Origin of the sequence: Oceanimonas marisflavi, assembly GCF_003049725.1 — a bacterium.
Classification (GTDB): Bacteria; Pseudomonadota; Gammaproteobacteria; order Enterobacterales; family Aeromonadaceae; genus Oceanimonas; species Oceanimonas marisflavi.
On record NZ_QAGM01000009.1, the window covers coordinates 82,798 to 105,846 of the forward strand.

Genomic DNA, 23,049 nt, shown 5'->3' on the forward strand with positions numbered 1-23,049 from the left:
GTAAAAACGCTGGTATGCCTGCTAGTGGAATACGCGATGTTCAAACTGTTTGAAAGCCTGACCAAACCTTTTCCCGAAGAGGATCCGGCCCAGCCACCCAGGGGCCTGTACGCTTTCTGCCGCCATTACACCCGCGGCTTTGAATGGCCCCTTGTCATCATGGCGCTGCTCAGCGCCACCGTGGCCATGGTCGAAGTCGCCCTGCTGGGCTTTATGGGCCGGCTGGTGGATTTGCTGGCCAGCCATACTCCGCAGTCCTTCTGGGCAGAAGAGCGAAATACCCTGATCTTCATGGGCGCTCTGGTGCTGGTGATCATTCCGGTGCTCTCTTTCAGCCACTCCATGCTGATGCACCAGTCGCTGCTGGGTAATTACCCCATGTCCATCCGCTGGCTGGCACACCGTTACCTGCTGCGTCAGAGCATGAGCTTCTATCAGGACGAATTCGCCGGCCGCATCGCCACCAAGGTGATGCAGACGGCGCTGGCGGTACGGGAAACCGTGATGAAGCTGCTGGACGTGCTGGTTTATGTGTCCGTCTACCTGCTCTCCCTGCTGGTGATGATGGGCCACTCGGATTTTGTTCTGATGCTGCCCGTTCTGCTCTGGCTGCTTACCTACATTGGCATTCAGTGCTACTTCGTACCCCGCATGAAACGGATCGCCACCGCCCAGGCCGATGCCCGCTCCATGATGACCGGCCGCATCGTCGACAGCTATGCCAATATCACCACGGTCAAGCTGTTCGCCCATACCGACGCCGAGACACATTACGCCAAACAGGGCATGCGGGCTTTCCTCGGCACCGTTTACGGCCAGATGCGGCTGGCCACCTGCTTTGTGCTGAGCGTGGATGCCATCAACTACCTGTTGCTGTTCACCATTACCGTCCTGTCGATCGGGCTGTGGATGAGCGCCACTGTCACCGTGGGCGTGATTGCCGTGGCCATCAGCATTGCCCTGCGGCTGCAGGGCATGTCCAAGTGGATCATGTGGGAGATTGGCACCCTGTTCGAAAACATCGGCACCGTCATCGACGGCATGAACACCCTGTCCAGATCCGTGACCATTGCAGACAAGGCCAATGCCACCGAGCTGACCGTCAACCGGGGCGCCATTCGCTTTGAGAACGTCACCTTTCAGTATGGCCGGGAAGAGCCGGTGATAGAGCGGTTTAATCTGGACATTCAGCCCGGCGAAAAAGTCGGCCTGGTGGGCCGCTCCGGGGCAGGCAAGTCCACCTTGGTCAACCTGCTGCTGCGCCTGCATGAGCTGGAAGAAGGCCGCATCACCATAGACGGTCAGGACATCACCGCCGTGACCCAGCATTCCCTGCGCAGGCAGATCGGCATGGTGACCCAGGACACCTCCCTGCTGCACCGCTCCATTCGGGAAAACATTCTCTACGGCAGACCGGCCGCCTCAGAGGAAGACATGGTAGCCGCCAGCAGACAGGCCCACGCCCATGCGTTTATTCAGAGCCTGGAAGACAAGGACGGCAACAAGGGCTACGACGCCCAGGTGGGCGAGCGCGGCATCAAGCTCTCGGGGGGGCAACGGCAACGCATCGGCATCGCCCGGGTGCTGCTCAAGGACGCGCCCATTCTGGTGCTGGATGAAGCCACCTCGGCGCTGGACTCCGAAGTGGAAGCCGCCATACAGGAAAGCCTGTACCGGTTGATGGAAGGCAAAACGGTGATCGCCATTGCCCACCGGCTGTCCACCATCGCCGCCATGGATCGCCTGGTGGTGATCGATAACGGCCACATCGTCGAGCAGGGCTCGCACCGGGAGTTGCTGGCCAAAGACGGCATCTACGCCCAGCTATGGCAGCACCAGACCGGCGGCTTTCTGGCCGACGGGTTGTAATACCAATGACATTAAGCAAGTAATCTTTTTCGACCCTATCGTAGCTGCCACTTTAGTTGGCAGAACGTGCGCAGCACGTTTAAAAACAGGCGTCGCCGGCAGCTTTGCGCCAGCTGAAGCGGCGCCTACAGCTCAGATATGCAATGAGTCATTATAAACTCGCTCCCATGCACTGCGTGGGAACGGAAATCCCGCGCTCCCCCTTGCTACCGGGTCAGGCTTTCCAGCAAACCGCTGCGCCGCTCCACCCGGCGCTGTATGGCTTGCTCAAACACGCCTTTTCTCGGCTCCAGCAGGGTGAACCAGTGCCGGGCCCGGGTAATGCCGGTATAGAGCAGCTCCTTGGTCAGCACCGGGTTCAGGGCCTCGGGCAGGATCAGCGCGGTGTGGGCAAATTCCGAGCCCTGAGACTTGTGCACCGTCATGGCAAATACCGTTTCCACCTCCCCCAGCCGGCTGGGCAGCACAAAGCGCAGTCCGCCACTGCCATCGTTGCGGGGAAAGGCCACCCGCAGCACATGGCGGCCGTCTTCCTCGGGCAGACGCAGAGCGATGCCGATATCGCCATTCATCAGTCCCAGACCGTAGTCGTTGCGGGTCACCAGCACCGGCCGGCCCTCATACCAGCCCTCCTCCGCCTCCAGCAAACCGCGCCGGTGCAGCAGGCCGGCAATGCGCGCATTTAATCCTTCCACACCCCAGGGGCCACGGCGCACCGCACACAGCAGCCGGAACCGGTCAAAGGCATTGAGCACGCCTTTGGCCCAGTCCTGCCAGGCTGAATCGTCAAAGGCCGTGCCGGCGGCGGGCCGCTTGTCCCGCAACAGCTCCAGATAATGACCGTAACCCAGAGCCTGGCCCCGGCCGTCGTGCAGCAGCCGGTTAAGGGCCCTGTCCTGCTCACCCCTGATCCGCACCGTGGCCACCTCCTCGCTGCCGCCAAGCTGCTCCCGGGCCAGCTCCGGCTGCTGGCGGTTCACCGCCTCTGCCAGCCGGCCAATGCCGGAGACACCGGCAAAGCGGCGGGAATAGCGCAGCATCAGAATGCGCTGGGCCAGGGCGTGCCGGCCGGGCTCGCCGGCCTTCAGGGACGGGTGCGCTACCTGCTCGCCACTGACCGCTTCAAGCCAGGCCAGTCGCTCAGGGGTATACAGTCCCTGCTCGGCATCTCGGCACAGATCGCCGAGCAGTGCACCCGCTTCCACCGACGCCAGCTGATCCTTGTCTCCCAGCAGCAGCAGCCGGGCATGGGCGGGCAGCGCCGCCAGCAGGCCGTGCATCATTTCCAGATCGATCATCGACGCCTCGTCCACCACCAGCACATCCAGGGGCAGCGGATTGCCGGCGTGATGACGAAAATGACGGCTGTCCGGCAGGCTGCCCAGCAGCCGGTGCAGGGTGCTCACTTCCGCCGGAATATGGGCACGCACGGCTTCGTTCACCGGCAACGAGGCCACCTGAGCGCCGATGGACTCGGTAAGCCGGGCCGCCGCCTTGCCGGTGGGAGCCGCCAGCCGAATACGCAGGGGCTGCCCGGCGGTGCCCTGCAGCAGCGCCAACAGCCGCACGACCGTGGTGGTCTTGCCGGTCCCGGGGCCGCCGGTGATCAGGGTAAAACCGCTGCTCGCCGCCAGCGCGCAGGCCAGTTTCTGCCAGTCGGTCTGGCGCTCGCCATTCAGCACCAGCGGCTCGGGAAACAGCCGGTCGAGCCAGTCGGGCAAGTCACCGGGCACGGCTCTGTCATCGGCAATGCGCGCCGCCAGTGCCCGTGCCACCCCCTGCTCATAGCTCCAGTAACGGCGCAGATAAAGCCGTTCGCCCTGCAGCACCAGCGGCCGCTCCGGCTCGTGACTGGTCGCCACCAGAGGGCTGCACGCCAGGGCCTGACGCCAGTCTTCCAGGGTCAGGGACGCCAGCCACTGCGAGGGCAACCAGACATCGGCCAGGCCTTCTTCTCCTTCCGGCGGCAACGACAGGGCAAAGTCCGGCTCGGCCAGGGTCGCCGCCAGATCCAGGCACACGTGACCATGGCCCAGCTGGTGGCTGGCCAGCGCCGCCGCCAGCAGCACTCTGGCATCGGTGTCGGGCTGCTGCTCGATAAAAAAAACCGCCAGCGCCCGGTCCAGCGGGCGCAGCCAGCCCAGCTCCACCCAGCGGTCGAGCAGCGCCAGCAGCTCGGCGGCGGTGGTATTGGTGGTGATCATGGCTGAACCTCTTCGGTGGGATCGCCGCAAAACAGCGCGTTCAGGGTTTCTATCAGCACCCGGGGCGGTCGGTCAAACCAGCCGGCACCGGGGCAACGAATAAAGGCGTAAAGCACACCGCCCATATGGGTGTCGTAGTCGTAACCGGGCAGGCGCAACAACAACTGACGGTGCAGCGCCAGTACATAGAGCACGTACTGCAGATCGTAGCGGTGCTGAATCACCTGATCCGCCATGGCCGCCTGGGTGTAATCCTGGTCTTCCGGGCCCAGCCAGTTCGACTTGTAGTCCACCACGTAGTAACGGCCGTCGTGTTCAAACACCAGATCGATAAAACCCTTGAGCATGCCGTTCAGCCGCCCCGGTGCCAGCGCCGGCCGCTCCCGACCGGGCAGAATATGGGTCCGCACCAGGGTATCCAGCACCGGGATCTGTACCCGGCTGACTTCCAGCCAGAACTCCATCTCCGGCTGAAAACAGGTCAGGGCCTCCAGTGCCGGGCCGTCCTTGAACAGGGGCGTGGCCAGCAGGCCCCGCAGCCAGTCGGTCAGCGGAGCGGTCCACTCCGCCAGGTCCCGCAGCTGACAGCGCCGGGCCAGCTGACTGGCCAGCTCATCGGGCTGTGCCGCCAGTCCCTCGGCCAGCGCCAGCTCCAGCAGGCCGTGCAGAAAGGTACCCGCCGCCGGCCCGCGGGAAAAACGGTGCAGGCTGGGGGTTTCACCGGGGCGCAGCGGCACAAAGGGCCGCTCCAGCTCGTCATCCCCGGCCTTGCCCGCATCGGGCCGCTCCGGCGAGGCATCATCAAAACGCCGGCCGGCATCATCCCGGGATAACAAGGCGCTGTATGAGGCTATCCACCAGTGCTCGGCGGCGGGCCGCGCCGGCGTGGCCCACACCGGCATTGACTGCTCGGTGAAGGACTCCAGCAGCCGCTCTTTGCTTGCATCGGGTGCCGGGCACAGCACGGTATGCTCACATTCCAGGGGCATCAGCCAGTCACTCAGGCTTCCGGCAAGCTCGGCGCCACCGCCCAGCAGCCGGCCCATGGCCGAGCGGTGCAGGTGAGATTGCTTGCTGGTACCCAGCTCGGCCAACCCCAGCCAGCAGGCATGGCGGGCCCGGGTCAGAGCCACATAGAGCAGTCGCAGATCTTCTCCCAGCCGCTCCCGGTCGGCCTGCGCTTTTTGTTCATCGCTGGGGTTGAGCACCAGCCGCTTGCGGCCGCCTTCATGCAACTGGACCGGCGCGCCCCGGGCACCGCTTTCCCTGAAGCTACAGATAAAGGGCAGAAACACCAGCGGATATTCCAGCCCCTTGGATTTGTGAATGGTCACCACCCGCACCAAGGCGTCATCGCTTTCCAGTCGCAGCACCTGCTCGTCGGCCGCCTGGCGCTCGCCGTCCATGCACTCGGCAAGATGGCGGATCAGCGCCTGCTCACCATCCAGGGTGGCGGCGGCCTGCTGCATCAGCTCGGCCAGGTGCAGCAGGTTGGTCAGGCTGCGTTCGCCCTCGGTGCCCTGCCGCAGCCGGGCCGGCAGATCAAAGTCGTGCAACAGCCGGTGCACCATGGGCAGCACGCCCTGACGCTGCCAGATGCGGCGGTAGTCCCGAAACTGCATCACGCGGCGCTCCCAGTGGCGCTCGTCCTGATTCAGCCGCTCCAGCTCGCCCAGGCTCAGCCCCAGGGTGGCGGTGGCCAGCGCCGCCCTGAGTTTGCCGTCCTGCTCCGGCTCGGCACAGGCGCGCAGCCAGTGCCGCAGGTCCACCGCCTCGGGGCTGGCAAACACCGAGTCCTTGTCGGACAGATACACACTGCGTACGCCCCGCGCCGCCAGCGCCCGGCGAATGGCCTGAGCCTCGCGAAAACTGCGCACCAGCACCGCCATGTCACTGGGCTTCACCGGGGTCAATCCATTCTGGCCGGCAAAGCCGGCGCGCCCTTCCCCGCCCAGATTCAGCAACCGGGTCATATGGCTGGCGCAACGTGCCGCCATTGCCTCAACGTAGTGACCAGCCGCAAAGCGCTTGCCATCGTCACTTTCCAGCTGCCACAGCACCAGCGCCGGCCAGGGGTTGTCGTCGCATTGCCATTGTTCACTTCGGCCCCGGGCCCTGACCGAGACAAAGGGCAGCGGGTTGTGTTCACCCCGGCGAAACAGAAAGGCCCCGTCATCATGGTGCTCGGCCCGTTTAAACAGCTGATTTACCGCCGAGACCATGGCAGTGGACGAGCGAAAGTTGGTATCCAGGGTATAGTGCCGGCCTTCGGTGGCGGTCCGCGCCTGCAGATAGGTGTAAATATCGGCGCCACGAAAGGCGTAAATGGCCTGCTTGGGATCGCCGATCATAAACAGGCCGCTGTCGGGGCGGTTCTCGGCCACCCGGTAAATGGTGTCGAAAATGCGGTACTGCAGCGGATCCGTATCCTGAAATTCGTCGATCAGCGCTACCGGGAACTGCTGGCGGATCACCTCCGCCAGGCGCGGGCCATTCTCCCCGGCCAGGGCCTCGTCGAGGCGGGTGAGCATGTCGTCAAAGCCCATTTCGGCCCGGCGGCGTTTTTCCTGCTCAAAACGCCGGCGCACCCAGGCAGCGGCATGGCGCAGGGCCGGCTCGGCTGGCCCGGGCAGTGATGCCAGTTGCTCGGGGAGCGTTTCCATGGCGACAAAGGCGGGATGAGACGGCGCTTGTGCCGTGTCTTTCCAGGCTTCCGTGATCCCTTCCCGGGTCAGGCGATACACTGCGGCGTCGCTCAGCGACAACTCAGCGGCATTGCTGCCCAGCCAGGCACGAATGACGGCAAGCCAGCCGTCCGTCCGTTTGGCCTGCAACCATTTTCCATGCACTTTTTTGGCTGCGATGGCCGGTTGCAGTATCTGCTCTATTTCATCCACCCAGGCGGCCCAGGGTGCCTTGAGTGCGGCAAGCGCCCGCTCGCGCTCCTGCAGACGAGTCTCCAGCAGCCCGCCCAGTTCGCCCTCGGCTTCGCCGGGCTCGGCCAGCAACGGCCGCAGCTTTTTCAGCAAGTCGTCCGGCGTTCGCCAGTGTTCGATCACCCAGTCGAGGGCGGTGCCTTCCAGCGGGTAGCACTGACCGCGCCAGTAGTCGCGCACCACCTCCGCCAGCAGGTCGCTGTGATCGGTCTGCAGGGTCTGGGTGAACAGGCTGCCGCTGTCAAAGGCGTGCTCGCGCAGCATGCGCTGGCACCAGCCATGAATGGTGGATACCGCCGCCTCGTCCATCCACTGGGCGGCAATGTCGAGGCGGTGGGCGCAGCCGGGCCAGTGTTCGGGGGCGAAATCGTTCCGCAGGGTGGTGAGCAGTTCATCGCCGTCCGCCTCACCGCGAAACACCGCCGCCGCCTGCACCAGCCGGGCGCGAATGCGATCGCGCAGCTCCTGAGTGGCGGCATCGGTAAAGGTCACCACCAGAATTTCCGGCGGCAGCAGCTCCCGGACAAAGCCCTGCTCGCCACCGTGCCCCAGCACCAGCCGCAGATACAGCGCCGAAATGGTAAAGGTCTTGCCGGTGCCGGCGCTGGCCTCGATCAGCCGGCTGCCATGCAGGGGAAAGGTCAGCGCCAGCGGACGCGGTGCAGTCATGATGATGTCTCCTGTGACAGGGGCTGCGGGCCGTGGTCCAGCAACGGCCGGTAAAGCCGCTCACTCCAGGCGGCAAAGGTGCCATCGGCATTCAGGGCGTTAAAATCGGGAAACTGCCGGGCCAGGGCGCCGCTCTCGCTCCGCTCCCCCTGGCTGTGGTAATCGTCCCCGTCATAGATTTTGCAGGCGGCCGCCTCGTCTTTCTTGTCCAGCCAGGCCATGGCGGTTTTGATGGCCACCGGCAACGGCGCCGTCATGCCCGCCTGCAGGGCATCCAGCCAGCCCTGCACAATGTGCTGTGCATCCGGCTGCGCCAGTGGCTCGCCGTGCAGTATGATGTCTTCGCCCACCACATAGAGGCTGAGCTCAATGCCGCAGGCGCAGGCCACCACCTGGGCCACAAAAGGCCGCAGCAGCCGGTGCCAGCGCAGGCTTTTTTTACTGGCCAGATCCCCCGGCTGCAGCTCAATCAGGGCAAGATGCTTACCACTCCGGCGCAGGCCACCCAGCCAGCCTTCCAGCTGCAGGCCGCCATGAACCAGCGACAGCGGCAAGGGCGACGTCAGACGCTCGGGCCAGGCCTGGCACAGGGCATGATAGCCACTCAGCTGCTCCGGCAGCGCCCCCTGCACCTCGGCCCGCAGGCGCTCGCCAAAGCCCGCCAGCGGCAGCCGGCCCTGTCCCTGCAGCCGGGTGGCGGCCCGGAGCACGGCTTCATTCACATCCTCGGCCCCGGCGGCGGCATCCAGCAGCTCGCGCTTGATCACGTAACGCTCCAGACCGTTCAGGGCAAAGGGCTCCTCGTCCTGCTCGGTGGCGACGCTTTCATCCAGCACCACCTTGAGCCGGCGGGCGAAAAAGGTGGCCACGGGCTGGCGCAAAAACTGCTGCAACTGCTCCAAAGTCACGGGCCCGTCGGGCTGCCAGGGCACCAGTGGCGTATCGGCGCTCATAGGCTCCTGCTCGGCCTGAACCCATTCCCGGGCATAGCTGGCAAGCCCACTTTCCCCGGTAAAATAACGCCGGCTGAAGGGCTGCAGCGGGTGCTCTGTGGTGATGGCCGCCAGCAGTTCGCCGCCGTCTTCCAGCTGCCAGCCGCTCAGGTGATCCCGCAGCTGGCCCACCAGCACGGACGGCGGTCGCTCGCTGTTATCGCGAATGCTGCGCCCGGCCCAGCTGATGTACAGCCCTTCCCGGGCCGACAGCAGGGCCTCCAGCATCAGATAGCGATCGTCTTCCCGCCGGGAACGATCCCCCGGACGGTAGTCGCCGGCCATCAGATCGAAGTCGAGAGGGGTAACGCTGCGGGGGTAATCACCGTCGTTCATGCCCAGCAGGCAGACCCGGCGAAAGGGAATGGCACGCATCGGCATCAGGGTACAGAAGTTCACCGCGCCGGCCAGAAAACGCTGGCTGAGCCGACCCTGATCCACCGCCCCCAGCCAGGCTTCTCGCACCACGGTGAGTGGCAGCGGCTCGCCGAGATCCACCCCGGCGCACAACGCCTGCCATTGCTCCAGAGCGTCGGTAAGGCCGGCCATCAGCGCCTGCTCACGCTCGGTGTCGGGCGTAAAGAAGTCCATCAGCAGCCCATGCAGCCGCACCGTCCAGTCTGCAGCCGGCACGGCCTCGGTCAGGGCATCGTGCAGTGCGTCAATGGCGTCGAGCAGACTCACCAGCGGACCTATGATGGCCGCATCCAGACCGCCGATTTCATCATAGGGCTCAATGCCGGCCCAGGCATCGCCGGCGCCCACGGCGTAGCCCAGCAACATGCGCCGCAGGCCAAAGCGCCAGGTGTTCTGCTCAAGGGCTTCGGGCAGACCCAAGCCGGCACGACGGCGGGCATCCAGCCCCCAGCGCACCCCGGCGCCTTCAATCCAGCGGCGCAACACCGGCAGATCCGTCTCCTTGATGCCAAAGCGCCGGCGCAGGGCGGCCACATCCAGCAGATCCAGCACCTCACTCACCGGCAGCCGGCTCTCGGGCAGGCGCAGCAGATGCTCAAGGGCAATCAGCAGCGGCTCACTGCCCCGGCTGCCCTGATCTGCCAGGGTAAAAGGAATAAAACGGTCGTCGTCCCGCTCATACTGGCCGAATACCGCCTGAATATGGGGCGCATAGACATTGATGTCGGGCACCATGACGATGATGTCCCGCGGGCGCAGGGTGTCGTCCCCGGAAAAGCGGGCCAGCAACTGATCGTGCAGTATTTCCACTTCCCGCTGGGCGCTGTGGCCGATATGAAACTCGATGCTGAGCTGCTCTCGGGCCAGCGGCGGCCAGTGTTCCCGGCTTTCCGCCGGCGGCCGCAGGTTGAGAATGTCGTCCTGCAGCTGACCCAGCAGATGCTGAGTATCGCCGTCGTCAAACAAATCGATGCGGCTGCCGATGGCGTCAAAACGCTGCCGGTAGCTGTCGGGATCGTCCAGGCTGTCGAGCAGGTTGATGTAGTCCCGGCCCTGTTTGCCCCAGGCCGCCAGCAGCGGGTGGGCATGCTGGTGCAGTTCGGTATCGCTCAGGCCCGGGGCCTGGCCGGCCTTGCGGGCATGACGGCGGTACTGGTGCCGCAGCAGATCCTGATCCGGCACTATGTCGCCCCAGTGGTGCTGGCAGGGGTTGTGTACGCACAGCAGTACCTGGCTGAAGCGGGCCATGGCCGACAGTGCCTCCAGGGTCTGCGCCGGCAGCGAGGAAATGCCGAATACCACCACCCGGCGCGGCAGTCCGGCGGGGCGGCCGTCACAGGTACGTAAATGTTCCACAAAGCGCGGATGCACGCCGGCCCGGCTGCCGGCCAGCTCCTGCTCGCCCACATCATGCAGCAGGGCCCGCCACAGCGCCGGCTGCCAGCGCGCAACGTCTTCCAGTGGCTGCTCGCCCCGGCGACCATGAATAATGACATCCCGGCCAGCAGCCCAGGCCGCCAGCCAGTCGGCCCGGTATACCTGATACTGATCAAACAGATCCGCCAGCCGCTCGGCCAGCTGATAGCGCTTGCGGCCGTCACCGTCGTTCTGCAAAAAACGTTCAAGGGGGGCAAATACCGGATCGCTGACCAGCTCAGGCAACAAGCGCATCAGCCGCCAGGTGAGTGGCGCCTTGTCCAGCGGCGACAGCCGCGGAATGCTATGGCTGCCCAGCACTGCCCGGTAGCTTTGCCATAAAAACCGCGCCGGCAGCTCCACCTGCACGGCGGCGGCAATACCGCCGCTGCGGTGCTCGGCCAGGGCCAGCTTGAGCCACTGGGCGATGCCGTTGCTCTGCACCAGTATCACTTCGTTCTCGAGCGGCGCCAGCGGGTGGCTTCGCATCCAGGTTACCGCCAGCTCCCGCAGCGCTTCCAGGTGGTTGCCGTGCACCACCATCAGGCCCGGTGTAAGCGCCTCGTTGTTCTGCATATTTTATCCTTGTGTCCCTGCTCCGGCTCCATGATAGTGCCGATTGAGCGCGACATTAAGCATCGCCTGCCTTGCTATTTGAAAAACGTCCACGGCGTCATCATTGCCAACACACCAAAAATGATTACAATCCTAACGTTTTCCGCCTGACGGAATGCTCGTGGCCAGTGGCTTTCGAGTCCATGGATAACAATAACAAGGAATCATTGCATGACAGCAAAACAGCAACAAAGCATCCATCTCGGCAGTTTTGATACGGATCTTCATCAACATCCGCTCAAACCCGACCATGCACCCGATACCCGTATTGATCGCTTCACTTTCTTTTCGGTTCTATTTATTCTTGCCGCCGTCACCCTGCCGCTGGTGATGTTTCCCGAGCAGGGTGCCGACTGGGTGGCCAGGGCCAAAACCTGGATCACCGACACCTTTGGCGTGTTTTACCTGGCGCTGGGCGTCACCGCCGTGCTGTTTGTGATTTACATTTCGTTTTCGGACATTGGCAACATCAAGCTGGGCAAGCCCGAAGACGAAATGGAATTCAAAAACGGCTCCTGGGCGGCCATGATGTTCTGCGGCGGCATTGGCGCCAGCATTCTGTACTGGGGCATTATTGAGTGGGCCTACTACTATCAGGCCCCCCCTTTTGGCCTCACCGCCGGCAGCCCCGAAGCCATTCGCTGGTCCGCCACCTACGGCATTTTTCACTGGGGCCCGGTGGCCTGGTCCATTTACCTGATCCCGGCCATTCCCATCGCCTATTTCGCCCATGTGCGCAACTCGCCCCGGCTCAAGGTCAGCCAGAGTCTGGCCCCCCTGTTTGGCGAGAGCTTCGCCACCAGCAACTGGGGCAAGGTGGTGGATGTGTTTTTCGTGTTCGGCATGATCGGCGGTGGCGCCACCACCCTGGGCCTGGCCTCGCCCATGGTCACCGAGGGCCTGCACGAGCTGTTTGGCCTGCCGGTGAACACCTGGACCCGCATACTGGTGCTGCTGGGTACCACGGCTCTGTTTGCCTACAGTGCATACCGCGGCCTGAAAAGCGGCATTCAGTTTTTCTCCAACATCAATTTCTATCTGGCGCTGGCGTTTCTGGCGGTGGTGCTGTTTGCCGGCCCCACCGGCTTTATTCTCAATACCGGGCTGGAAAGCATTGGCCGCTCGCTGACCCAGATGGTGACCATGATGACCTGGACCGAGTCGTTCGGTCCCTTTGCCGGGCACGGTTTTCATGAAACCCGCTTTCCCAAGGACTGGACCATTTTCTACTGGGCCTGGTGGCTGGTGTTCGCGCCCACGGTGGGCCTGTTTATCGCCAAGATCTCGAAAGGACGCACCATTCGCCAGATGGTGGTGGGCTCGATTTTCTTCGGCTCCCTGGGCTGCGCCGTGTTCTTTGTGGTGCTGGGCAACTATGGCCTGTATCTGCAGCTGTCGGGCGGGCTCGACATTGTGGCCATTCTCAACCAGCAAAGCCCCACGGCGGCGATCTTTGCGGTGCTGAACACCCTGCCCATGAGCTGGCTGATGATCGCCGTGTTCACCCTGCTGGCCATCATCTTTACCGCCACCACCTTTGACTCCATCTCCTATATTCTGGCGTCGGTGGTGCAGCGGGAAGTGGACGGCGAGCCGCACCGCTGGAACCGGCTGTTCTGGGCCTTTACCCTGTGCTTTATGCCGGCGGTGCTGATGTTCCTGGGGGGCCTGTCTACCCTGCAGACCGCCTCCATCTTTGCCGGGGCGCCGCTGATCGTGATCATGGCCATGATGATGGTGTCGATTATCAAGGCCGCCAAGTACGATCTGCACTACCAGCCCGACTACTCACTGAAGACCATTCATATCGAGGAGCTGCCCGAGTCGGCCCCCTGGGAGCAGGGCAAAACCTCGGAAGCGCCGGAAGGCTCCGTGCTGGCCCAGCAGGCGGAATATGAGGAAATTCGTCAGCAGCAGGAAGAGGAAAGCAATACGGTGACGCCGCTGAAGGTGTGATATCTCTCAGATCGCCCCTGCGCAGGCAGGGGCACTGGAACACGGTGAGAAATAACGGGATACCAAGGATCCTGGTACCACCAAACAGGCAGAGTACCTGCCCAGGAAACGTCAGCTACGAGGAATATCGGTGGGATCCACAAAGACCCCCGGAGTCCCCTTACTGCTGGCACTGAGTACCAGTTCCTGCTGCAGCGCCTGTTGAGCATCAAGGGCGGCAGACGGCGTGGTATCGGCATGAATGGCCGGAACCACGTAGTCATTCACCACATCGCGGAACACCCGGACATTTTTGCTATGACGCAATCCGCCATCAATGGGCAACATGCTGGTCATCACCACCACAGTGTTACTGTCCGGCAAAATGGTGGCAAACTGGCCTTTGAAACCCATCATGTCCATATCCTTTTCCGTATCCACAATATGCTGCAGCCACAGATAATAACCAAAGTCCCGGGCTGCGACCGGTGTCGACATCTGCTTGATCCAGCTTTCGGAGACAATCTGCCGGCCTTGCCATTGACCTTTATCCATAATCAACTGACCAACTTTAGCCAGATCGATCGCCCTTAGTCGCAACCCCCAACCAGCAGAAACCAGCCCCTGCTCATCAGCCCTGTCCCATTGGTAGTTAGCCATACCCAATGGCTTGAACAACTTTTCAGCGGCATAGTCAGCCACCGGCATACCAGCAGCGGCACTGACCATGGCAGCCACAAAAACGGGATTAACGTCCGTGTATTCAAATTCACTACCTGGTGCCACCTTGGGTGTGGTACCGGCAACCAGTTTCAGCCGATCCGGTGAACCGTAATAGATGGGATCGTTTTCAGGATTGAAGTCATAGTGCAGACCGGAGGACATGGACAGCAGGTGACGCAGGGTGATGTCCTTTTTGTCTGCCAGCTGCGCCTGCAGATCCGGGCGGTATTTGCCCAATGTGTCATAAATATTGTCGTCCAGACTGAGCCGGCCCTCGTCAATCAGCATCCCAGCCAGTAGCGACGTGACGGTTTTGGTAATGGAATAAAGCTCATAATTGTGATCTCGATCCAGATCACTGGTGTAACGCTCAAAGATGAGTTTGCCGTCTTTAACAATCAAGAGGCTGCGGATATCCAGCTGTTGCTCACGTAACCAACTAGAAAGTTGGGTCAACATCCGTGAGTCGACCCCCACCTGTTCAGGCAATGCAGTAACCAGTCCATCGGACATTACCGTGACCTGCGAGCCCTGGCCCGAGATATCGGCATAACTGACCAGCGGCAAGGTCGCGCATGTTCCGGCCAGCAGTAAGGGGGCCAGGTATTTCCAGTTTTTGGCTGTGTATCGGGATGTTTTCAAATTTGTATCCTCGTCCTTAGATACTGATATTTCACGGCTTGTGATGCTGCTGGTGTGCACAGACGAGTTTGTTCGCCACTCACCGACACCAGCAAGAACATTATTGCAACAAAGAATTAACAATATCAATAATTCATAATTATTAATTTCAAACTGAACGCTGCTTGCCAAATACCAGGATCCATTCCTCGTTCACAACCTTACCCCGCATTACTGTCGCGGCTGCTTGCCATGGCTTCCACCTGAGCAAACTGCACCGGCATGCTCTGCAATGCGGCCTTGCCCCGGGCGGTAAGATCGGTGACAAACTGAAACTGCTGACGCGGGTCCATCGGATAGGCCTTGATCCGGTAGCGGCTGCCCCAAGGGTGATCTTCCATCACCACTACCACCGGCCGGCTGAGCTTGATAAAAGGGCTGGACAGGGCCACGTCATGCAATACCCGGCGCACCCCATGGGCATCGTGCTCCGGCGCCAGGTAAAAACTGGCCACACACAACAGGCTGGCCCCGCCATTATTGGCGTTGCGGATAAGTTCTGTCCACAACTTGAGATGCGGCACCAGCACTACCGTGTCGTCGGGGGTGACCATGGTCAGCGCCCGCAGGCCAATGCGGCGCACTTCACCATAGCAACCGTCCACTTCTATCCAGTCGCCGGGCCGGTAGGGTCGCTCATAGGCCGCCACCACGCCGGCAAACAGACTGCTGACATAATCCTTGAGAGCAAAGCCCAGCGCCAGCCCCACCGCCCCCAGAATGGCCACCATGTTGCGCAGTGACGGCTCGATAAGCAGGGTAACAATCCAGCCAATGGCAACCGCCACCACCAGAATTCGCAAGGTGGGTATCAGCGCCAGCACCCAGTGGCGACGCCGGCCATGCAGCCGGCCCGCCAGCCAGGGCAGCAGAGTTTGTATCAGCCAGGCCAGCAACACCGCCACTGCCAGCACGACTGCCACTTCGGCCAGCATGGCCGGGGTCATTCGGCGAAACAGGCCGGTGAGTTGCTCCGTATCCATATCAGCCTCCTGCACTAAAAATCGTCCAGGCAGTGATCCCGCCCGGCCAGAAATTCCCGCACCTCGCCATAGGCCACCGGACTGATCCGCCAACATGTACCATCCCGCTGCACCAGCCCCACACAGGCCAGACGCAGCAAACAGGCCGCCAGCTGATCCGGTGCCAGCATGGGCAGCACCTGCTGCAGCCCCTGCTCGCCAAGCCCTCGGTGCAGCAACAGGGCATAGAGTACAAACGCCGTGGTGTCGTCGGCGCCGGCGGGCATACGGGGCAGCGCCTGATCATGGCCATATTCTGCCGACCACAGCGCCAGCGCCACTCCCGAATTGCCCCGGGACCGGGCGGCCAGCCGGGCCAGTTGCCGGTCATCTCCCTGAATACCCAGTTCTCGTAGCAGGGCCGGCGTGGCCGGTGCAAAGCAGTGCATATTCGGCAGGCTCAGTTCAAAGGCCTGCACAATAAAGCGGTAGGTCCAGCTGTTGCACACCACCAAACCGGAGCCAAAACCGCCCTGCACCAGCTGTACCAGCAGAATGCGTAAAAACGCCATGCCCCGGGCGGTGCGCAGAAAATAGCGGGCGAGATCATCAATCAGCCAGGGCCCCCTCACCCCCTGCCCGGCCCACCAGGCATCCACCTGGGCACCATTCAGCTGCTCCTGAGTGGGCGGCGTCAGCCTCGGCCATTGCCGCCATTCGGCCCAGTCCCGGGCAATCTCGGCGGTGGCGCTGAACGGCGGATCCAGCAGGAAGCGCACTTCACGCTGCGTGCCCGGCCAGCCTTTCAGGTATCTGTCCAGCGCCGTCACCGCCGGCATTCGGTTGAACTCGCTGTAATCGGGCAGCGCGGCCGCGCTTTCCATATCCGGTGTTTCGGTCATTCCCAACAGACGCTGCAGCCGGTGCCAGACTCGCTGCAACCGGGTGCTGGCCGGCGGGTCCGGACAGCGATATTCGCTCAGCTGAATTACTTGCCAGTGCGTGTTGCCGGCCATGCCTTTCTCCCCTGGTAGTCTGGTTTTTCCTCTGACGGAATAACACCAGTATAGGGATTACGTCAGGCGGCGAAGAGTCTTGCACGATCAGGGCCGGTCCGGTGGCTCGCGGCGATCACACTTTTTGCAGTTGAGCATCATGCCCAGCCTTGCCGCCCGCCCCGCCGCCGTGATCACCCAGGGCCGGTTGATAAAGGGGGGCTGATGACGCACATGCTGGTTATGACCACAGGCAAGCTCCGCCACCCAGTGGCCTTCTTCGTCCTGATGGTAACCGGTGATGGGCCGTTGCATTAAAACCGCTCAAGCATGGATTCATCATAACGGTCTGCATCCAGGGTAACCCCGTGCTCTTCGGCCAGGTTGTTGAGCTCGGTCTGCTTGACCGCCAGCTCGTCCATCACCAGGGTGTTGTCATCCAGCAGCCACAGCTGGCGCGAGCCGGCATAACTGAACTGCAGCACCTGCATGGCCGTTTCATCCCCTTTTTGTGCAGCCGCTTCCACCTGCCGGCGCTTGCGGCTGATCTTGTTGAGCCGCTGTTTCAGATCCCAGACATACACCACTTCGGTCATAAAGGGGTGCTGGCGCAGCCGGCTGAGTCCGGCGCCCACCAGCAAAGCGCCAACGATCACACCCAGCAGGTTCCAGTGAAAATGGCTGCCGCCGGGATCGGGAAAGAGGGCGATCAGCAGCTGGGAAATGCCCAGGCTGAACGCCGCCAGGGCCAGGGCCGAGCCGATGAAGACCCGGTTGAGATGACGGCGATAGCGGCTTTTGTCTATTTCTTTGAGTTTCATAAACACCTGAAAAAAGATAAAAAAACGGCCGCATTATAATCACGGCCGCCGCTTGTTCCCATACCCGTGCGCTTACCGCCGGCCCTGCACCCGATCCAGGCTCCAGCTGCCACCCCCGGCAAACACCAGATAGAAAAACACAAAACAGAACATGATGGCCAGCTCGCCGCCGTTATTGAGCGGCCAGAACCCCTGCGGGTGGTGGGCAATAAAGTAGGCAAAGGCCATCTGCCCCGAAAGCACAAAGGCCACCGGCCGGGTGTAGAGCCCGGCAAGCAGCAGGGCGCCGCCAAAGAGCTCCAGTACCCCGGCCGCACCAATCAGCGAAAACAGCTCAAACTCGCCCCGGGCCGGCGCCGGAAAGCCCAGTATCTTCTGCCCGCCATGCTGCATAAACAAAAAGGCCGACACCATGCGCACCAGGCTCAGCACCCGTGGCCGCCAGGCATTCAAAAAGGTATCCATGCGTTGCTCCCTGTTGTGATTCTCACCTTCAATAAAAGTGCCATTAGCGCCCGGGCGCAAGGCCGGACATATACAGTGTGTTCACCCCTCGCGATGACGCAGGGTGCGCAGCCGCAAACGCAGCTGTTTCTCGGTTTCAATAAACACAAACAGGATCACGCCCACTCCTATGATGATAAGACCATCGGCAAGGGGCACGGGAGCGGTCACAAACAGTGTCTGCAGCGGCGACAAATAGGTAATGGCAAACTGGGCCAGGGTCACGCACAGCACGGTGGCCCACACCACCGGTGTGCCCTTGATAGCCTGCCAGGTCAGCGAGCCGCCATGCAAATTTCTGATAAAAAACAAATGAAAAATCTCCATCACCACCAGGGTGTTCAGCGCCATGGTACGCGCCAGCTCCACTGAGTAACCCCGGGCCATGGCGTAACTGAAAATACCGAACACACCGGCCAGAAACAGCAGGGAGACCAGCACTATGTGCCAGGCCAGCTCACCGCCCAGCAGCGGCTCGTCTCGGGCCCGTGGCGGGCGGCGCATGGTATTGGCCTCGGTCGGTTCAAAAGCCAGGGCCAGCCCCAGGGTGACGGCGGTGATCAGGTTAACCCAGAGGATCTGTATCGGGGTGATCGGCAGCGTCATGCCAAACAGCAACGCCACCATAATGGTCATGGCCTCGCCGGCATTGGTCGGCAGGGTCCAGCTGATCACTTTTTTGATGTTGTCGTATACGGTGCGCCCTTCCCGCACCGCCGCCACGATAGAAGCAAAATTGTCATCGGCCAGCACAAACTCGGCCGCCTCCTTGGCCGCCTCGCTGCCTTTTTGCCCCATGGCGATGCCGGTATCGGCGCGTTTAAGAGCCGGTGCATCATTCACACCATCACCGGTCATGGCCACACTCATGCCGTGAGACTGCAGCGCCATCACCAGGCGCAGCTTGTGCTCCGGACTGGTGCGGGCAAAAATATCGGTATGCAGCACCGCCGTTGCCAGGCTGGCGTCGCTCATTTCGTCAAGCTCGGCGCCGGTCAGCACCGCTGCCGGATTGCGCAGGCCGATTTGCCGGCCAATGGCCGCCGCCGTGTCCTTGTGATCACCGGTGATCATCTTGACGGCGATGCCCGCCTCATCACATTCCCGAATGGCACTGACCGCTTCCGGCCGCGGCGGATCCATCAGCCCCACCAGTCCCACCAGAGTCAGTTCCTGCTCCACATCGGAAAACGCCAGCACGGTATGCCGGGGCGGCACCGGCTTCACCGCCAGGGCCAGCACTCGCTGGCCCTGGCCGGCAATGGCTCCGGCCTGCCGCTGCCAGTACGCCATATTCAGCGGCTCGCAGCCCTGATCCCGGGCAAGCTGCCGGCTGCACATGGCAAGAACCCGCTCCGGCGCCCCCTTGACCAGGATGCGGGCATGGTGGGCGTGATCATGATGGAGGGTCGCCATAAACCGGTGCCGGGCATCAAAGGGGATCACATCGGTACGGGGCCAGGCTTCCTGCTCCCTGTGCACATCAATGCTCAGCTTGCCGGCCAGCGCCAGCAGGGCCCCCTCCATGGGATCGCCTTCTACCGTCCAGACGCCGTCGCGCCGGTGCAGGGCTGCGTCGTTGCACAGCGCCGCCACGTGCCCCAGCTCCTGCAACACCCCATGCTCACCGGCCTTTACCCCTTGCTCAGCGCAACGAACATTGCCTTCGGGCGCATAGCCCATTCCATCCAGAGTAAATTCGGCCTGCCCGGTCACCAGGGTGGCCACCATCATTTCATTACGGGTGAGCGTGCCGGTTTTGTCGGTGCAGATCACCGACACCGAGCCTAAGGTTTCTATGGCGGGCAGACGCCGGACAATGGCATTGCGCCGGGCCATGGCCTGCACCCCCACCGCCAGGGTAATGGTCAGTACCGCCGGCAGCCCTTCGGGAATGGCCGCCACCGACAGCCCGACCACGGCCATAAACAGCTCGGCAAAAGCCAGTCGCTCAACAAAATAGCCAAACACCAGCAAGGTACCCGTCACCAGCAAAATCAGCAGCGTCAGCCAGCGGGCAAACAGGTTCATTTGCTGCAAAAGTGGTGTCGCCAGCGTCTGCACTGAAGACAGCATGCCGCTGATACGGCCAATTTCCGTGTTCGTGCCGGTCGCCACCACCAAACCCCGCCCCTGCCCGCTGGTGACCAGAGTACCGCTGTAAGCCATGCAGCTCCGGTCGCCCAGCACCGCCCCGGCGGTCACGGAGAGCGTGTGTTTGTCGACGGGCAGCGACTCGCCGGTGAGTATGGACTCCTGCAGCTGCAGGCCCCTGGCGGCCAGCAAACGCACATCAGCCGGCACCCTGTCGCCGGCTTCCAGCAGCACAATATCGCCTGGCACCAGGGTATCGCTGGCCACCGAGGTCCGCACTCCGTTACGCAGCACAGAGGCGCGCAGAGTCAGCATGCCGCGTATCGCCTCCATGGCCCGCTCGGCCCTGCCTTCCTGTATAAATCCGATGGCGGCATTAACCAGGACCACCGCCAGGATCACCAGGGTATCGGCCAGATGCCCCAGCGCCGCCGTAATGGTGGCCGAGCCCAGCAGTACGTAAATAAGAATATGGTGAAAGTGCCGCAGAAAACGGCGCAGCGGCCCTTGCCGGGCCGCCGCCGGCAGCCGGTTGGGGCCATGCCGTGCCAGCCGGACGGCGGCTTCCTCAGCGGTTAACCCGCCTTCACTGGCATGCCATTCATGCAGCACCTGCCCGCACTCCATGCTGTGCCAGGCCTTGTTCTGGTGTCCGGCCATGCTGTTTGCCTCTTGTCTGCCACTGTATCAAGCATAAACCGGCGAACGGCATACGCCGTGGCTGCGCCCAGGTATCAGCCTGATAGGCCGGCATTCCACCCTCCCCTTGCCTGATGCCGGGTATGCCTGTAACATTCGCGGCCTTTTTTGCTTTGAGGCCCCGCGATGATCGGATTTGACTACGGCACTTCAAACTGCGCCGTTGGCGTAATGGACGCAAACACTCCCCGCATTCTGCCGCTGGGCGATCATGGCCGCTATATTCCCTCCAATCTCTATGCTCCCAGCCGGGACGTGATCGTCAACTGGCTGTACGGCCAGCTGCCCGCCGCCGAGCAGGACAATTTCAAGCGGCAACGCCAGTTGCAGCTGCAGCGGGGCCAGGCCGAGCTCAGGGAGCTGGCGCTGGACGGCATTGCCGGTGATTTATTCTTTGGCCGTGAGGCCCTCACTCACTACCTGCAGGAGCCCGACGAGGGTTACTACATCAAGTCGCCCAAGTCCTTTCTGGGCGCCAGCGGCCTGCTGCCGCCGCAGGTTGAGCTGTTTGAAGACATAGTCGCGGCCATGATGAGCAATGTAAAAACCCTGACCGAAGCCGCACTGGGCAAAGCCGTGACCCAGACGGTGATTGGACGGCCGGTCAACTTTCAGGGATTGCGGGGGGAAGAAAGCAACCGCCAGGCGCTGGCCATTCTGACACGGGCCGCCAGGCGGGTGGGCTTCAAGGACGTGGAGTTTCAGTTTGAGCCGGTGGCGGCAGGCTTTGAATATGAGGCGGGCCTGACTCAGGAAACCCGGGTACTGGTGGTGGACATTGGCGGGGGCACCACGGATTGCTCCATGCTGCTGATGGGACCGGAACAGGCGGCCTCCCAGGATCGCAGCCGGGATCTGCTCAGCCACAGTGGTGAGCGGGTGGGCGGCAACGACTTTGACATTGCCTTTGCCCTGAGGGGCATAATGCCAGCCTTTGGCCTGAACAGCCTGCTGGCCAGCGGCAAGGCCATTCCGGTGAACAGCTACTGGCAGGCGGTGGCCATTAACGACATCAACCTGCAAACCGAGTTTTACAGCGCCGCCAACGGCCGTTTTTTGCAACAACTGGTGCGGGATGCGGCCGAGCCCGGGCTGGTAAACCGCCTGCTCAGGGTGCATAAACACAAGCTCAGCTACCGGGTGGTGAACGCCGCCGAGCAAAGCAAAATCGCCCTTACCGAGCACACCGGCCAGCATATTGATCTGTCCGATATCGATGACGATCTCGGCGTGCACCTGGACAGGGACGGCTTTGCCGAAGCCTGTAAGCGGGAGCTGGCCGCCATTACCGCGCTGATGAAGGACGCCATCGCCCAGGCCGGCACCGAGCCCGAGGTGGTGTTTGTCACCGGCGGCACCGCCAAATCGCCGGTGCTGAACCGGTTTTTACGGGAGCAGTTTCAGCACACCCCCATTGTGATTGGGGATCACTTTGGCAGCGTGACCGCAGGACTGACCCGCTGGGCCGGGAAGATTTATTCGTGAGTCCATTTTATCTGAAACTCAATTTCTTCTTCTGAGTCTTCCCGTTCGTGCTCAATGCTGTATTTGGCACGAACGGGAACATAGACTCGTTCGCCGGCTATCTGTATTTCAAACTTTTCGCCTTTCTCCAGTGCGTCAGCGAGGCGCCTGAGTTTTGCCACAAATTCCGGTGTGGAATAGGTCTTTTCAATATCCCTTTCTGGTTTTGCACTCATGGTGGCTTTTCCTTCACTCTTTTGCGTTCGACTCTGTTCAGCCTATGGGAAAAGCTGAAGCCGTGCCAGCTTCTCCATCAGCCTCGCATAGTGGGCGCCGCGCCAATAGATCTGGCCACATGCCCGGCATTGATAGAACAGCTCGTAACTGCGGCGGGTGCCGTCTGGAAGGCGGCTTTCAACCCGCGACTTGGCGACCCGCTCCACCTCACCATTGCATTTGATGCAACGGCTCAGGGGCCGGCAGCGCTCCTTCAACTCGAAGGCCTGCAACACTTCCCCAATCTGGCGGTTGGGAGCCGTGGCGCGGACGAAATAGCCGTATTGCACCCGCGCCTGCTTGAGGATCCCCAGATCCCGGGTCAGGATAATGCGTCGCTCAGCCAGGGAGCGGTCGATGATATGGCGGTCTTCAAAGTCATTGCCATAAGCGGTATCGAACCCCAGCAGCCGCAGCTGGCGGCAGAGCTTGCCCAAATGCACATCGAGGATAAACCGGTGGACTGCCAGCGGCTTTGGTCCCAGCCTGCCGGCCTGCAGCTCAAACGCCTTGAAGCGCGGATAAACGCTGACCTGCTCGCCCCCCTGAAGATTAAAATCGAAGCACCGGGCGACCCCATCCACCAGCACCAGATCCACCTCGGTATGGGGGACACCCTGGGCCTGAATGGCATCACGCAGACCCGGTGAGCCGGAATAGCGGTAGCAGACGGTCCGCTGGCGCAGCTCGGATGGCAAAAAGTCGTTGAGCTGGCCGTAGAAACGAAACTGACTGCTGCGCATTTTTTTACTGCCTGCCACGCCAATAAGTGACAAG

Annotated in this window: 15 protein-coding genes; 3 read left to right on the plus strand and 12 right to left on the minus strand. The window is 62.2% G+C overall.

Features of this window, described 5'->3' with window-relative positions; translation table 11 throughout:
• Positions 1–36 precede the first annotated feature (36 nt).
• Positions 37–1,869 carry an ABC transporter ATP-binding protein gene (locus tag DA373_RS07740; RefSeq protein WP_107851733.1) on the plus strand — a complete coding sequence of 611 codons (1,833 nt, stop codon included), beginning with the start codon at positions 37–39 and terminating at the stop codon, positions 1,867–1,869.
• 206 nt (positions 1,870–2,075) lie between these two features.
• Here the strand turns inward: DA373_RS07740 and recD are convergent, their stop codons facing one another.
• From recD to recC, 3 genes are read right to left on the minus strand one after another with little or no spacing between them, the layout of a single operon-like run.
• On the minus strand, positions 2,076–4,073 hold the full coding sequence (gene recD, locus DA373_RS07745; RefSeq protein WP_107851734.1) for an exodeoxyribonuclease V subunit alpha: 1,998 nt from the start codon (positions 4,071–4,073) through the stop codon (positions 2,076–2,078).
• Positions 4,070–7,678 (minus strand): exodeoxyribonuclease V subunit beta, encoded by a 3,609-nt coding sequence (gene recB, locus DA373_RS07750; protein WP_107851735.1) that lies wholly within the window; start codon positions 7,676–7,678, stop codon positions 4,070–4,072. Before recB ends, recD begins: the two co-directional genes overlap by 4 nt.
• On the minus strand, positions 7,675–11,079 hold the full coding sequence (recC, locus tag DA373_RS07755) for an exodeoxyribonuclease V subunit gamma (protein ID WP_107851736.1): 3,405 nt from the start codon (positions 11,077–11,079) through the stop codon (positions 7,675–7,677). The genes recB and recC overlap by 4 nt, the downstream gene beginning before the upstream one ends.
• 210 nt (positions 11,080–11,289) lie before the next feature.
• Between recC and DA373_RS07760 the strand changes: the two genes are divergently transcribed.
• The gene (locus DA373_RS07760; RefSeq protein WP_107851737.1) at positions 11,290–13,074 is read left to right on the plus strand and encodes a BCCT family transporter; all 1,785 of its coding nucleotides are present in this window, start codon (positions 11,290–11,292) and stop codon (positions 13,072–13,074) included.
• A 111-nt stretch (positions 13,075–13,185) separates the two neighbouring features.
• Here DA373_RS07760 and DA373_RS07765 read toward each other — a convergent pair whose 3' ends face one another.
• The 7 genes from DA373_RS07765 to DA373_RS07795 form a co-directional block, all read right to left on the minus strand.
• Entirely contained in the window at positions 13,186–14,589 is a 1,404-nt protein-coding gene (locus DA373_RS07765; RefSeq protein WP_198650269.1) for a serine hydrolase domain-containing protein, read from the minus strand.
• 29 nt (positions 14,590–14,618) lie between these two features.
• Positions 14,619–15,440 (minus strand): mechanosensitive ion channel family protein, encoded by an 822-nt coding sequence (locus tag DA373_RS07770; protein WP_107851738.1) that lies wholly within the window; start codon positions 15,438–15,440, stop codon positions 14,619–14,621.
• Between the two features lie 14 nt (positions 15,441–15,454).
• Positions 15,455–16,435, minus strand: coding sequence for a hypothetical protein (locus DA373_RS07775; RefSeq protein WP_107851739.1), 981 nt, complete (start codon positions 16,433–16,435; stop codon positions 15,455–15,457).
• A gap of 87 nt (positions 16,436–16,522) precedes the next feature.
• Complete coding sequence (locus DA373_RS07780) at positions 16,523–16,729, minus strand: DUF3565 domain-containing protein (RefSeq protein ID WP_107851740.1); 207 nt, start codon at positions 16,727–16,729, stop codon at positions 16,523–16,525.
• On the minus strand, positions 16,729–17,235 hold the full coding sequence (locus DA373_RS07785; RefSeq protein WP_107851741.1) for a DUF3087 domain-containing protein: 507 nt from the start codon (positions 17,233–17,235) through the stop codon (positions 16,729–16,731). The genes DA373_RS07780 and DA373_RS07785 overlap by 1 nt, the downstream gene beginning before the upstream one ends.
• 72 nt (positions 17,236–17,307) lie before the next feature.
• Positions 17,308–17,700 carry a DoxX family protein gene (locus DA373_RS07790; RefSeq protein ID WP_107851742.1) on the minus strand — a complete coding sequence of 131 codons (393 nt, stop codon included), beginning with the start codon at positions 17,698–17,700 and terminating at the stop codon, positions 17,308–17,310.
• An 81-nt stretch (positions 17,701–17,781) separates the two neighbouring features.
• On the minus strand, positions 17,782–20,493 hold the full coding sequence (locus DA373_RS07795; RefSeq protein WP_232821224.1) for a cation-transporting P-type ATPase: 2,712 nt from the start codon (positions 20,491–20,493) through the stop codon (positions 17,782–17,784).
• A gap of 165 nt (positions 20,494–20,658) precedes the next feature.
• Between DA373_RS07795 and yegD the strand changes: the two genes are divergently transcribed.
• Complete coding sequence (gene yegD / locus DA373_RS07800) at positions 20,659–22,017, plus strand: molecular chaperone (protein ID WP_107851743.1); 1,359 nt, start codon at positions 20,659–20,661, stop codon at positions 22,015–22,017.
• Here yegD and DA373_RS07805 read toward each other — a convergent pair.
• Both DA373_RS07805 and DA373_RS07810 read right to left on the minus strand, forming a co-directional pair.
• The gene (locus DA373_RS07805) at positions 22,008–22,232 is read right to left on the minus strand and encodes an amphi-Trp domain-containing protein (RefSeq protein ID WP_107851744.1); all 225 of its coding nucleotides are present in this window, start codon (positions 22,230–22,232) and stop codon (positions 22,008–22,010) included. The two genes, yegD and DA373_RS07805, sit on opposite strands and share 10 nt — an antisense overlap.
• Before the next feature lie 42 nt (positions 22,233–22,274).
• Positions 22,275–23,015 carry a Mut7-C RNAse domain-containing protein gene (locus tag DA373_RS07810; RefSeq protein WP_107851745.1) on the minus strand — a complete coding sequence of 247 codons (741 nt, stop codon included), beginning with the start codon at positions 23,013–23,015 and terminating at the stop codon, positions 22,275–22,277.
• Positions 23,016–23,049: the final 34 nt, after the last annotated feature.

Bases quoted from the DNA above. Each gene is read 5' to 3' on its own strand.
- DA373_RS07785 (WP_107851741.1), bottom strand. From the start codon at position 17,235: ATGAAACTCAAAGAAATAGACAAAAGCCGCTATCGCCGTCATCTCAAC.
- DA373_RS07780 (WP_107851740.1), bottom strand. From the start codon at position 16,729: ATGCAACGGCCCATCACCGGTTACCATCAGGACGAAGAAGGCCACTGG.
- recB (WP_107851735.1), bottom strand. From the start codon at position 7,678: ATGACTGCACCGCGTCCGCTGGCGCTGACCTTTCCCCTGCATGGCAGC.
- DA373_RS07760 (WP_107851737.1), top strand. From the start codon at position 11,290: ATGACAGCAAAACAGCAACAAAGCATCCATCTCGGCAGTTTTGATACG.
- DA373_RS07810 (WP_107851745.1), bottom strand. From the start codon at position 23,015: ATGCGCAGCAGTCAGTTTCGTTTCTACGGCCAGCTCAACGACTTTTTG.
- DA373_RS07790 (WP_107851742.1), bottom strand. From the start codon at position 17,700: ATGGATACCTTTTTGAATGCCTGGCGGCCACGGGTGCTGAGCCTGGTG.
- DA373_RS07795 (WP_232821224.1), bottom strand. From the start codon at position 20,493: ATGGCCGGACACCAGAACAAGGCCTGGCACAGCATGGAGTGCGGGCAG.
- recD (WP_107851734.1), bottom strand. From the start codon at position 4,073: ATGATCACCACCAATACCACCGCCGCCGAGCTGCTGGCGCTGCTCGAC.
- DA373_RS07740 (WP_107851733.1), top strand. From the start codon at position 37: ATGTTCAAACTGTTTGAAAGCCTGACCAAACCTTTTCCCGAAGAGGAT.
- yegD (WP_107851743.1), top strand. From the start codon at position 20,659: ATGATCGGATTTGACTACGGCACTTCAAACTGCGCCGTTGGCGTAATG.
- recC (WP_107851736.1), bottom strand. From the start codon at position 11,079: ATGCAGAACAACGAGGCGCTTACACCGGGCCTGATGGTGGTGCACGGC.
- DA373_RS07775 (WP_107851739.1), bottom strand. From the start codon at position 16,435: ATGGCCGGCAACACGCACTGGCAAGTAATTCAGCTGAGCGAATATCGC.
- DA373_RS07770 (WP_107851738.1), bottom strand. From the start codon at position 15,440: ATGGATACGGAGCAACTCACCGGCCTGTTTCGCCGAATGACCCCGGCC.
- DA373_RS07805 (WP_107851744.1), bottom strand. From the start codon at position 22,232: ATGAGTGCAAAACCAGAAAGGGATATTGAAAAGACCTATTCCACACCG.